Raw genomic sequence first — 11,651 nt, 5'->3', positions numbered from 1 at the left:
ATTTTAATAAACACATATAAGAAAATAAATAATGAAGTGAAACTTCCATCAGTGGATCATGAAGTTAAAAAAGAAAGGGTGTGGAATATGCCAGATTTAGTGAGTGATGTAGGCCATTATATGAATTATTTAGTGACGAAACGAAATACTGTTTCTAGTAATATTGCAAATGCGAATACACCCGGCTATAAAGCACAAGATGTAACATTTGCTGAGCAAATGAATAAAAGTAGTGCATTATATAAAAACAATGCTGCGGACTTAAAGAGCAATCCAGATTTATATCAAACGAATGAAATGCACTTACCGACAGTGAATGCGAAAAATACATATGCAAAGATGCAAACAAAATCAATGCAAACGAATAAAGATGGAAATAGTGTGGATGTAACGACAGAAATGCTAGATTTAATGAAAGCAAATCAGTTATACGGTATTTCAATTAACGCGATTAATACACAATATGCAATTAACCAAGCGGCACGCGGACGTTAAAAGTAGAAGGAGAGACAACGATGTTTCAGGCAATTAATGCAAGTGGCTCAGGGTTAACGACAGCGAGAAAGTGGATGGAAGTTACTTCTAACAATATTGTAAATGCAAATACAACGGCTGCTCCGGGGGCGGATTTATATGAGCGTCGTAGTGTAGTGCTAGAATCAAACAATAGTTTTGCAACTATGTTAGATGGGTCTCCTACAAATGGAGTAAAAATAAAAAGTATTGAAGCAGATAAAACTGAAAACTTAGTGTATGATCCAACACATCCGCATGCAAATGAAGAAGGATATGTACGCTATCCAAATATTGATGTGACTGCTGAAATGACGAATGTAATGGTTGCCCAAAAAATGTACGAAGCGAATACAAGTGTATTAAATGCGAATAAAAAAATGCTTGATAAAGATTTAGAAATTGGCAGAGGATAAGGGGGAATATAGTAATATGAAAATCCAACCAATGTTAAATACGCAACCATTTGGAGCAATTCAGTCAATTGGTGCACCGAAAACGTCTCAAACATCTGTAGTTGAGGGGAAAAAGTTTATTGATTTATTGGAAGATATGAATCAAACGCAAAACAATGCGCAAACAGCAGTATACGATTTACTAACTAAAGGGGTAGGGGAAACGCATGATGTTTTAATTCAGCAGAAGAAGGCAGAGTCCCAAATGAAAACGGCTGCTCTCGTACGTGATAATCTTATCGAAAATTATAAGTCACTAATTAATATGCAAATTTAGGAAAGTGGACGGGTGTGTTTAAATGGAAAAGATAAAAAATGTTATCCAATCATTAAAAACGTGGCATAAGTTAGTAATCGGTGCTGCGCTTTTAGCGATTGTAACAGGAGCACTTTTATACTTCACCTTGCCAGATAAATATGTTGTTGTATATCAAAATTTAAATGATACAGATAAGCAAGAGATTACAGCAGAATTATCGAAGTTAGGTGTCGATTATCAATTAGCGGCCGATGGTTCGATTCGTGTGCAAAAGAATGATGCTCCATGGGTTCGAAAAGAAATGAATGGGATGGGCTTACCATTTAATTCTAAAAGCGGTGAGGAAATTTTATTAGAAAGCTCGCTCGGTTCAAGTGAGCAAGATAAAAAAATGAAGCAAATTGTCGGTACGAAAAAGCAATTGGAGCAAGATATCGTAAGAAACTTTGCGACAGTTGAAACGGCGAATGTTCAAATTACATTACCTGAAAAAGAGACAATTTTTGATGAAGAAAAAGCAAAAGGAACAGCGGCAATTACTGTAGGTGTGAAACGTGGCCAATTATTAACTGCAGATCAGGTTGCAGGTATACAGCAAATGATTAGTGCAGCAGTTCCAGGTGTAAAAGCAGAAGAAGTAAGTGTGATTGATAGCAAAAAAGGTATTATCTCAAAAGGAGCAGATGAAGCGCATTCTACTAGTTCCTCTTCTTATGAAAAAGAAGTAGAGATGCAGCAACAAATTGAAGGTAAATTAAAGCAAGATATTGATGCAACGTTAATGACGATGTTTAAACCGAATGAATATAAAGTGAATACGAAAGTGTCTGTAAACTATGATGAAGTTACACGCCAGTCAGAAAAATATGGTGATAAAGGTGTACTTCGTAGTAAACAAGAGCAAGAAGAAAGCTCTACTGCACAAGAAGGAGCAGAGACGAAGCAAGGCGCTGGTATTACAGCGAACGGCGAAGTACCAAACTACGGTACGAACAATAATCAAAATGGTAAAATCGTCTATGATAATAAAAATGGTAACAAAATTGAAAACTATGAAATAGATAAAACAGTTGAAACAATTAAGAAACACCCAGAATTAACGAAAACAAATGTTGTAGTATGGGTAGACAACGATACGTTAGTAAAACGAAAAATAGATATGACTACTTTCAAAGAAGCAATCGGCACAGCTGCTGGGCTTCAAGCTGATCCGAATGGAAACTTTACAAACGGTCAAGTTAACGTTGTAACTGTTCAGTTTGATCAGCCGAAAGAAGAGAAGAAAAAAGAACCAGAAGAAAGCGGTATAAACTGGTGGTTATTCGGTGGAATTCCAGCTGGTTTATTAGCGATTGGTGGTCTAGTATGGTTCTTATTAGCAAGACGTAAGAGAAAGAAAGAAGAAGAGGAATATGAAGAATACTTAGCAGAAGAGGAAATTGCTGCAAGTAATGAAAGTATTATGGAAATTCCTGAAGAAAAAATAGTACCAGAGCCAAAACCAGAACCAGAAGAACCGAAAGAACCAACGTTAGATGAACAAGTGCATGATGCTACGAAAGAACATGTAGAAGGAACTGCAAAAGTAATTAAAAAATGGTTAAATGGACAGTAAGGGAGGAACAACGATGTTAGATGAAATCTCCTCCAAAGAAAAAGCTGCCATCCTTATTCGTACATTAGAAGAAGGGGTGGCAGCAAAAGTCATTGAATATATGACGGCTGAGGAAAAAGAAGTATTACTTCGTGAAATCGCGAAGTTTCGTGTATATAAACCAGAAACGTTAGAAAATGTATTAGGGGAGTTCTTGTATGAATTAAACGTAAAAGAATTAAACCTAGTGACTCCGGATAAAGAATATATTCGTCGCATATTTAAAAATATGCCAGAAGACGAACTAGAAAAATTATTGGAAGATCTTTGGTATAACAAAGATAATCCGTTTGAATTCTTAAATTCACTTGCGGATTTAGAACCGCTTCTTACTGTACTTAATGATGAATCGCCACAAACGATTGCGATTATCGCTTCTTATATTAAACCGCAACTTGCTTCTCAGTTAATTGAGAGATTACCAGATCATAAGCGAGTAGAAACGGTAATGGGGATTGCGAAGCTAGAGCAAGTTGATGGTGAATTAATAAATCAAATTGGTGATTTATTAAAAGCGAAATTAAATAATATGGCATTTAATGCAATTAATAAAACGGATGGCTTGAAAACAATAGTAAACATTTTAAATAATGTTTCACGAGGTGTTGAAAAAACAGTCTTTCAAAAGCTGGATGAAATGGATTATGAGTTATCTGAGAAAATTAAAGAAAACATGTTTGTATTTGAAGACTTACTCGGACTTGAAGATCTTGCACTTCGTCGTGTATTAGAAGAAATTACAGATAACGGTGTTATTGCGAAAGCACTTAAAATTGCAAAAGAAGAAATTAAAGAGAAATTATTTACATGTATGTCTTCAAACCGTAAAGAGATGATTCTAGAAGAATTAGATGGCTTAGGACCGCTTAAGATGACGGATGCTGAAAAGGCACAGCAAACGATTACAGGCACAGTGAAAAAGCTAGAGAAGGAAGGAAGAATTATCGTTCAAAGAGGTGAAGATGATGTCCTTATTTAAAAACAGAATTCCGAAGAATTCTGTTTCTTTTTCTGAAGAAACGTTTGAATTACAATTTCCAAAACCAATACCAGTTCAAGTAGAAGAAGAAATACAGGTGGACCATGAAGAGCTTCTTGCACAGCAACAATCATTACATACTGAACTGAATCAACTAAGGCAAGAACAACAAATGTTAGAACGAGAGCGTCAACAGCTATTGCAAGATAAAGAACACTTTCAAATGCATATTCATGAACAAATGGAACAGATGGAAGCAGCACGTATGCAGTTTCAAAAAGAACAACAAGAAACAGCATATGAATGGACAGAGTTATTATGGGATCAATCTTTTCAACTAGCAGAAAAAATTGTAAATCAAGCAGTAGATTCGCGCGTGCTTGATGTGTTACCTATTTTAACTGGCATCGTTCAAACGTTGCCTACTTCGTTTGAAAAATTAGTCATTACAGTACATCCAGAAACATTTGAACGTATTCAAGAAGAGAAGGAAAATACGAAAGAATATTGGCTACTACAATTAGTAGAATGGAAGTATGATTTCTCCTTACAGTTCGGTGAATTTGTTCTGGAAGAAGAGAAAGAGTTCTTTGAATTTAAATTTGCACCTATATTTGCGAAACTTCGCCAGAAATGGGAAGAAGAGAAGTTATTTGAGGAGCAAAATGTATGAATCGACTATTAATGAATGAAAACCAAAAATGGAATACATTTATTGAAACGCCGTTTTATACGAAAGTCGGTAAAGTTCATAGTGTACAAGAACAGTTTTTCGTAGCGAAAGGGCCAAAGGCGAAAATAGGAGATGTTTGTTTCGTTGGAGAACATAATGTTTTATGTGAAGTGATTGCGATTGAAAAAGAAAACAATATGCTACTTCCATTTGAGCAAACAGAAAAAGTATGTTATGGAGATTCAGTTACATTAGTTGCAGAAGATGTTGTCATACCTCGTGGGAATTATTTACTCGGAAAAGTGTTAAGAGCAAATGGCGAAGTACTAAATGAGGATGCAGAGAATATTCCATTACAAAAAATAAAACTAGATGCCCCGCCTATTCATGCATTTGAACGTGAAGAAATTACCGATGTATTTGAAACTGGAATCAAATCGATTGATTCTATGCTAACAATTGGCATCGGTCAAAAGATTGGTATTTTTGCAGGTTCTGGTGTTGGTAAATCTACTTTACTCGGAATGATTGCAAAAAATGCAAAAGCTGACATTAATGTTATTAGCTTAGTAGGAGAACGTGGCCGGGAAGTAAAAGACTTTATTCGAAAAGAATTAGGTGAAGAAGGAATGCGAAAAAGCGTCGTTGTTGTAGCGACGTCAGATGAAAGTCACCTAATGCAACTTCGTGCAGCGAAACTTGCAACATCTATCGCTGAATATTTCCGTGATCAAGGTAATAACGTACTACTTATGATGGACTCTGTTACTCGTTTTGCTGATGCGCGTAGAAGTGTTGATATTGCCGTTAAAGAGTTGCCGATCGGTGGTAAAACACTCTTAATGGAAAGTTATATGAAGAAGCTGTTAGAGCGCTCTGGGAAAACACAAAAGGGATCCATAACAGGTATATATACAGTACTCGTCGATGGGGATGATTTAAACGGACCTGTACCAGATTTAGCACGAGGTATTTTAGATGGGCATATTGTGTTAAAGCGTGAACTTGCAACGCTCAGTCATTACCCTGCCATTTCAGTGTTAGATTCAGTAAGTAGGATTATGGAAGAAATCGTGTCGCCAAATCATTGGCAACTTGCAAATGAAATGAGAAGAATCTTATCTGTTTATAAAGAAAATGAATTGTATTTTAAATTAGGGACGATTCAAGAAAATGCAGAAAATGCTTATATTTTTGAATGTAAAAACAAAGTAGAAGGTATAAATACGTTTTTAAAACAAGGTCGATCTGATAGTTTCCAATTTGATGATATTGTTGAAGCGATGCACCATATAGTATAAGACCTCTGCCCAAGAGGTCTTATTTTTTTGTTTTTTAATATTTCACAGATTTTTTTGGGAAAAAACTATATAATAGAAAAAGAGAACGTTATAATAGGAAGGGGCTATAAAAACAGGTGGATAAGCAGCAGTACGACACGATAAAATTGCAAATAAATCAAGAAAAAGAACAGATTTTGAAAGAAGTGTATGAATTAACAGGTGAAAAAAGAAAAATAGAACAAAAAAAAGAATATGATTTATATGTAGTAAAATCGCGTAGTAAAGTCGTACAAACTGGGCAGCGTATAATGGCCGGTATGCTTTCGTCACATACGTTTTCACCTGAAAGAATAGAAGAATGGAATCGGAAAATTAAAAAAATGGAAGATTTTATTCGAAAAAATGAAAGCCTTTTAGAGCAAGTAAAAGAAAAAGAACGTGTCATTGATGAGATGTATCAAGAAGGTTGTAGAAAGCTTGCTAAAGTACGAGAAAAGCAGGAAGAAAAAATGCTTCTTGATTTGAAAATGTGTATGAATGGATGAGGTGAATATAGTGATACAGTCTGTATTACCGGTGCAACAAAGTTTACCTCCGCAAAAAGAAAAAGGGCTAGAAGTACAATCAAAAAGTGAAGATTCTTCATTCGATCGTACGATGAGAATGGAAAATAAAAAGCAGCCGAAAACGGAGAACATGAAACGAGAAGAAGCACCAAAAGAAGAAAAAAAAGAATATATTCTTTCTAAACAATCAGTAACGAAAGAAGAGCCAATTGTAAAGAAAGAAGAAAAAAAAGAGACAGAACAGTTACTATTAGCTGTATCTGAGCAAATGGTTGCAATTGAACAATTACGTGTGCAGCCGGAATTGTTATATCAATACATACAAAAAATACAAGAGCTATATAAAGAATATGGGAATATAAAACTTAACGAATTACCCGCCAATGAATTACAACAGTTGCAAGAGCTTCTTTCAAATATGAATATCAAAAATGCTATATGTTTAGAAGATACAATGCAAATGGTATTAGACAAAATGAAGATGCCGGAGCAAACGATGCAAGCATTAAAAATTGTAGAAACAGAAACTTGTAATATTGCAAAGAAACAAGAAGATTCCAAAGACTTAGATGTAGATCTTCCAAAAGCTGAGGGCGATGATGTAAAGATAGAATTGCCTGAAGGTGATGTGTTAAACGATTCGAGTTCAACGGGTGCGGAGTTATTAAATAAAGCAACGGGTACGAATCAAATAGGAAAATCAAATAGTGGCGCTGAGAAAGTTACGTTACCTGACTTAGGAAAGAAAATGGAAGCACAAGTAGAAGCGTTGCAAAAATTTGTAGTGAAACAAGAGCGTGTTTTATTTCAGTTAAATCCAGAAAAACTTGGTACATTAACGGTGTTTATGAAAAAACATGGAGATCAAATTGATGTTCACGTAGAAATGGAAAAACATGATGCGAAAAAACGTGTTGAAATCATTTTTGATGAATTGAGACTGAAGTTAAAAGAAAAAGAAATCAATATTCAAATTAGCTATTCAGATAAAGATGAAAATCGAAAAGAACAGCGAGAACAAGAGCAAAGACAAAAACAAAAATTAGCAAGTACGAAACATGAAAAACAACACTCAAAAGAATTTGCGGGATTATTGGAGGAATAAAGTGTGCCAACAGTTGGATTAAATACAACGAGTACAAATCATATTCCGTTACAAGCAGGAGCACAAACAAAAAACGCATCTGTTACTGGTGCACAGTCGACAGCTCAACAAGCAAACGGAGTATCAGCAAGTACTCAAAAAACACCCGGTATTATGGATAAAGATGACTTCCTAAAGCTGTTTTTAGCTAGTTTTCAACATCAGGATCCATTTAATGCGATGGATATGAACCAAATGATGAACCAAACAGCACAGCTATCGCTTATGGAGCAAGTACAGAATATGACGAAAGCAGTAGATAAACTGCAATCAACGATGTATTCGACGGCTCTTGATGGAGGGATGAAGTTTTTAGGAAAGTACGTTAGAGGTGTAAGCAATAATGGAAAGCAAGTGACTGGTCAAGTGGAAACAGTTCGACTTGCTGAAAATAACGATGTGCAACTTATTGTTGATAATCAAGTTGTCTCACTTCGTTTCATAGAGAGGGTTTCTGATAAACCGATAACAGAAACTAATCCGGAAGATGAGAAGAAAGATGATATAGAAAAAAATGAAGAGGTTAAGCCAGATTAATAAAAGGAGTGTACAAAGGTTATGATTAAAGCGTTATATACAAGTATTACAGGGATGAATGCAGCACAAAATGCATTAAGTGTTACTTCAAATAATATTGCAAATGCACAAACAGTTGGATATAAAAAGCAAAAGGCTATTTTTGATGATTTGCTATATAATAATACGGTTGGTTCACGTGGTGATGGTGCCTATGCTGGTACGAATCCAAAGAGTATTGGTAACGGTGTAAAGTTCAGTGGGACATCTACTGATTTTAGTGATGGCTCTATTACTTTAACTAGTGATAAGATGGAGACAGCGATAGAAGGAAACGGTTTGTTTTTAGTCGGTGATCGTAATGCTGGAAATGTAGAGTATACGAGAAAAGGGTCTTTTGGTGTATCCAAAGATAGCTATGTTACAAATACAGGTGGACAGTATGTACTAGGTTATGGTGTAAAAACAGGAACACAAGAAGTAGATTTTTCTTCACGACCAAGCCCAATTCATATTCCAATGGGATCAGCTGTTGGTGGGATTCAAACAGATAAAGCGACAATAGGCGGAAACCTTCCTAGAAACCAAAATGCATTATCTCACGAATTCACAGTTTTTGATGCGGAAGGGAACTCGTTAACGTTACGTGTAAATATTAAACAAAAGACTACAAAAGAGACTGTAGATGGTAAAGAAGTTGAAAAGCCAGTGCCAGGCGAATATACATATTCAGTTTCTGTAAGAAATGATTCTAAAAACGAAAAAGAATTTAAGCCTATTGAAGGTATGCCGGACAACAAACCGCTTATATTTGATACATTAGGAAATTTAAAGCAAACAGATGAGGCTGTACAAAAAGATCCAGTAACTGGTGAAATTACTAAAGGTGGATCTGTTCAAATTCCTTTTGGTGGTGGTCTAACACTTGATTTAAGCGGATTAACAAATTATCCGACAGGGAAAACTATTTCTACCACAGAAGTAACGGGGCGTCCAGCTGCAATTGCAAATGACTATTCTATTTCTGACGGTGGTTTCGTTATGATGAAATATTCGGATGGTAGTATGAAAGTTGTAGGACAACTAGCTGTAGCTACATTCCCAAATACAGGTGGATTAATGAAAACAGGGAATGGAAATTACGTTGCGACACCATCAGCGGGTATTCCAGGAATAGGTGTTGCTGGTGAGAATGGTGCAGGGAATGTACGAGGGTCAGCAAAAGAAAGTTCAAACGTAGATTTATCTGTAGAATTTGTTGATTTAATGCTTTATCAACGCGGATTCCAAGGAAATGCGAAAGTAATTAAAGTTTCTGATGAAGTATTAAATGAAGTTGTAAACTTAATTCGATAATATATAATAAAGAAAAATTGTAATGTAGTAGAAAGGGTTTTTTATTCGTATGACAAGACAAGAGCGAATTTTACAATTGCCTTTTTTCGAAAATAAACGTGAACTTGCTGAGCAAGTGTTAAAAATGGAACGAGAAGAGCATATATATTTACCGGATCATTTTGAAATTAAGCAAGTACCTCCATATTCATTTGGTGAAAAGCAATCAATCATTGGCCGTATTCATGAGTTTTATTTCGTAAGCGTTGGTAGCGAGGGAGAATGGAAATATCAGCTGTTTAAGGATGAGATGAAGTGCCGTGAGTTTTTTATTACACTATCAGGGATAACGGATCAGCAGATTGCATTTTGGTTCAATAACATCGAGTTATTGAAAAGCTCTTAAAAAGCTTTTAAAAGCCCTTTTTTAGGTTTTGAGAGAGGATCTGGCGGTATGTGGTAGCGGTTAGTGCTTATGTGGATGCTCGACCGTTGTTTAAGACCAGAGATATGGAGAGTTACTAGGTTAGTTTAAGATTTAAGCGAATTGTAGTATGAATAATACCTGTGGTCTTAGCGTGTTAGATGGACTAATAAGTTTATTTGTGACGATAGATTTCTATAAAAGGAGAGGTGAGGAGGATGGCGCAGAATAAGTATCGCGTTACATTCATTTCGCCAAGTGAGGTTGAGCAGCGGACTGTAATGACGGCGAGTAGTTTGCCAGATTTAATTCGTAAAGTAGAGAGTATCATTGCAGATCCGAACGGTTATTTTGTAAATGATAAAAAAAATAATTGCTATTTTAAAGTGATTAAAGAAAATGTTACATTTATTCAATATGAGTTACTATTTTCGGATAAGGAAATTCATATTGAAAAATTAAAACATATAGCACCAGCTATATTGAAACAATTATTTAAAAAAATAAATGATCCAGAATTATATGCGCTTGCGCTACTTGATGTTGATATAGCGACGAAAGAATATGTGCTAGAAGAAATGGATTCGGAGCTAAGAATAAGAGTAGAAACGGAGCTTTCAAAAAAGTGGGAAGCAATGCCGACAGAAATTGTAGGAGCACAAGAAGTGTTATTAGAGGCACTTGCTTCTTTTATACAAGATTAAGCGTCTTTTAAAATAAATCGTTCGACTATCTATATTTTTTATATAGGTAGTTGACTTTTTCGGTTTAATAAAGCTTAATAATTAGATATACGGAATTAATGGAAGGGGAGCGACACCTTTATGTCACAAGCACAAAGTATTTTATTAGAAAGCGGAACAAATGAATTAGAGATTGTCACATATACTGTCGGTGAAAACCTATTTAGTATTAATGTAATGAAAGTACGTGAAATCATTAATCCATTCCCTGTTACAACTGTGCCAGAATCGCATCATGCAGTTGAAGGTGTTGTTCAAGTACGTGGTGAAATTTTACCTGTTATTAACTTAGCAACGGCTCTTAATTTAAAATCAACAAAGCCACTTGATCAAACGAAATTTATTATCTCTGAATTAAACCAAATGAAGGTTATTTTCCGCGTTGATGAAGTGCATCGTATTCAACGTATTTCGTGGGAACAAATTGATGAACCAGCTTCATTGTCTATGGGACTAGAAGAAACGACATCTGGTATTGTAAAACTAGATGGAAAAATCATTTTGCTATTAGATTATGAAAAAATTGTATGTGAAATTAGCGGTACTGGTTATGATAATAAATCACTTGCAGGGTTAGAACAGAAAACAGATCGAGCTGAAAAAGTGATTTATATTGCAGAAGATTCAGCAATGCTTCGTCAAATATTAGAAGAAACATTATCATCAGCTGGATATACGAAAATGAACTTCTTCAGCAATGGTGCAGAAGCGTTAGCACAAATTGAAAAGCTAGCGAAAGAGCAAGGTGAAAAAATGTTTGAACATATACACCTGCTAATTACGGATATTGAAATGCCGAAAATGGATGGACATCATTTAACGAAAGTTGTTAAGGATAGTGAAGTAATGAATCGTTTACCAGTCATTATTTTCTCTTCATTAATTACAAATGAATTATTCCATAAAGGCGAAGCTGTAGGAGCAAATGCTCAAGTAAGTAAGCCAGATATTCAAGAGTTAATTGGTTTAGTTGATAAGTTAGTACTTTAAAAGCTTTTATTGGCTGAAAGAGAGAATCTAGCAAGGTCAGTGCCTAATGAGCCCCATGCGATTAAGACCAGAGATATGGAGTAGTTTTAGGTCAGTAGAAGAATAGAGCCTTTAATT

At 35.3% G+C, this 11,651-nt stretch carries 14 protein-coding genes; all 14 read left to right on the top strand.

From position 1 onward, the window contains the following. The first annotated feature begins 87 nt into the window (after positions 1 to 87). The 14 genes from flgB to QCI46_RS19395 all read left to right on the top strand — a co-directional run bounded on the left by flgB (position 88) and on the right by QCI46_RS19395 (position 11,534). Positions 88 to 495: a flagellar basal body rod protein FlgB gene (flgB, locus tag QCI46_RS19460; protein WP_062822519.1), complete on the top strand. Its 408-nt coding sequence runs from the start codon at positions 88 to 90 to the stop codon at positions 493 to 495. Positions 496 to 515: 20 nt separating this feature from the next. Then, positions 516 to 929 carry a flagellar basal body rod protein FlgC gene (gene flgC, locus QCI46_RS19455; RefSeq protein WP_075308889.1) on the top strand — a complete coding sequence of 138 codons (414 nt, stop codon included), beginning with the start codon at positions 516 to 518 and terminating at the stop codon, positions 927 to 929. A gap of 16 nt (positions 930 to 945) precedes the next feature. Beyond that, positions 946 to 1,245 carry a flagellar hook-basal body complex protein FliE gene (gene fliE, locus QCI46_RS19450; protein ID WP_000701682.1) on the top strand — a complete coding sequence of 100 codons (300 nt, stop codon included), beginning with the start codon at positions 946 to 948 and terminating at the stop codon, positions 1,243 to 1,245. Positions 1,246 to 1,267: 22 nt separating this feature from the next. Then, positions 1,268 to 2,842, top strand: coding sequence for a flagellar M-ring protein FliF C-terminal domain-containing protein (locus tag QCI46_RS19445; RefSeq protein WP_062822501.1), 1,575 nt, complete (start codon positions 1,268 to 1,270; stop codon positions 2,840 to 2,842). A 13-nt stretch (positions 2,843 to 2,855) separates the two neighbouring features. After that, complete coding sequence (locus tag QCI46_RS19440; protein WP_353841202.1) at positions 2,856 to 3,860, top strand: flagellar motor switch protein FliG; 1,005 nt, start codon at positions 2,856 to 2,858, stop codon at positions 3,858 to 3,860. Further along, positions 3,847 to 4,533 (top strand): FliH/SctL family protein, encoded by a 687-nt coding sequence (locus QCI46_RS19435; RefSeq protein WP_353841907.1) that lies wholly within the window; start codon positions 3,847 to 3,849, stop codon positions 4,531 to 4,533. Before QCI46_RS19440 ends, QCI46_RS19435 begins: the two co-directional genes overlap by 14 nt. Then, complete coding sequence (gene fliI, locus QCI46_RS19430; protein WP_353841201.1) at positions 4,530 to 5,834, top strand: flagellar protein export ATPase FliI; 1,305 nt, start codon at positions 4,530 to 4,532, stop codon at positions 5,832 to 5,834. Before QCI46_RS19435 ends, fliI begins: the two co-directional genes overlap by 4 nt. 116 nt (positions 5,835 to 5,950) lie before the next feature. Further along, a complete protein-coding gene (locus tag QCI46_RS19425; protein ID WP_353841200.1) occupies positions 5,951 to 6,361 on the top strand; it encodes a cytoplasmic protein in 411 nt (136 codons plus the stop codon). A gap of 10 nt (positions 6,362 to 6,371) precedes the next feature. Further along, entirely contained in the window at positions 6,372 to 7,487 is a 1,116-nt protein-coding gene (locus QCI46_RS19420) for a flagellar hook-length control protein FliK (RefSeq protein WP_353841199.1), read from the top strand. A 3-nt stretch (positions 7,488 to 7,490) separates the two neighbouring features. Continuing rightward, positions 7,491 to 8,063, top strand: a complete 573-nt coding sequence (locus QCI46_RS19415; protein WP_001143481.1) for a flagellar hook assembly protein FlgD — start codon at positions 7,491 to 7,493, stop codon at positions 8,061 to 8,063. Between the two features lie 21 nt (positions 8,064 to 8,084). Continuing rightward, positions 8,085 to 9,398 carry a flagellar hook protein FlgE gene (gene flgE, locus QCI46_RS19410; RefSeq protein WP_353841198.1) on the top strand — a complete coding sequence of 438 codons (1,314 nt, stop codon included), beginning with the start codon at positions 8,085 to 8,087 and terminating at the stop codon, positions 9,396 to 9,398. 49 nt (positions 9,399 to 9,447) lie between these two features. Next, on the top strand, positions 9,448 to 9,783 hold the full coding sequence (locus QCI46_RS19405) for a DUF3964 family protein (protein WP_097908071.1): 336 nt from the start codon (positions 9,448 to 9,450) through the stop codon (positions 9,781 to 9,783). Between the two features lie 236 nt (positions 9,784 to 10,019). Then, entirely contained in the window at positions 10,020 to 10,505 is a 486-nt protein-coding gene (locus tag QCI46_RS19400; protein WP_353841197.1) for a LysR family transcriptional regulator, read from the top strand. Positions 10,506 to 10,625: 120 nt separating this feature from the next. After that, positions 10,626 to 11,534, top strand: a complete 909-nt coding sequence (locus tag QCI46_RS19395; RefSeq protein WP_064459934.1) for a chemotaxis protein — start codon at positions 10,626 to 10,628, stop codon at positions 11,532 to 11,534. The last annotated feature ends 117 nt before the right edge of the window (positions 11,535 to 11,651 follow it).

It is taken from the genome of Bacillus cereus group sp. RP32 (assembly GCF_040459735.1).
In the GTDB taxonomy this organism is placed as follows: Bacteria; Bacillota; Bacilli; order Bacillales; family Bacillaceae_G; genus Bacillus_A; species Bacillus_A wiedmannii.
This window is presented reverse-complemented; position numbering and strand designations above follow the sequence as displayed.

Excerpts from the sequence above, each read along its gene's own strand:
- QCI46_RS19405 (WP_097908071.1), top strand. The coding sequence starts at position 9,448 with ATGACAAGACAAGAGCGAATTTTACAATTGCCTTTTTTCGAAAATAAA.
- fliE (WP_000701682.1), top strand. The coding sequence starts at position 946 with ATGAAAATCCAACCAATGTTAAATACGCAACCATTTGGAGCAATTCAG.
- QCI46_RS19395 (WP_064459934.1), top strand. The coding sequence starts at position 10,626 with ATGTCACAAGCACAAAGTATTTTATTAGAAAGCGGAACAAATGAATTA.
- fliI (WP_353841201.1), top strand. The coding sequence starts at position 4,530 with ATGAATCGACTATTAATGAATGAAAACCAAAAATGGAATACATTTATT.
- QCI46_RS19445 (WP_062822501.1), top strand. The coding sequence starts at position 1,268 with ATGGAAAAGATAAAAAATGTTATCCAATCATTAAAAACGTGGCATAAG.
- flgB (WP_062822519.1), top strand. The coding sequence starts at position 88 with ATGCCAGATTTAGTGAGTGATGTAGGCCATTATATGAATTATTTAGTG.
- QCI46_RS19440 (WP_353841202.1), top strand. The coding sequence starts at position 2,856 with ATGTTAGATGAAATCTCCTCCAAAGAAAAAGCTGCCATCCTTATTCGT.
- flgC (WP_075308889.1), top strand. The coding sequence starts at position 516 with ATGTTTCAGGCAATTAATGCAAGTGGCTCAGGGTTAACGACAGCGAGA.
- QCI46_RS19400 (WP_353841197.1), top strand. The coding sequence starts at position 10,020 with ATGGCGCAGAATAAGTATCGCGTTACATTCATTTCGCCAAGTGAGGTT.
- flgE (WP_353841198.1), top strand. The coding sequence starts at position 8,085 with ATGATTAAAGCGTTATATACAAGTATTACAGGGATGAATGCAGCACAA.
- QCI46_RS19435 (WP_353841907.1), top strand. The coding sequence starts at position 3,847 with ATGTCCTTATTTAAAAACAGAATTCCGAAGAATTCTGTTTCTTTTTCT.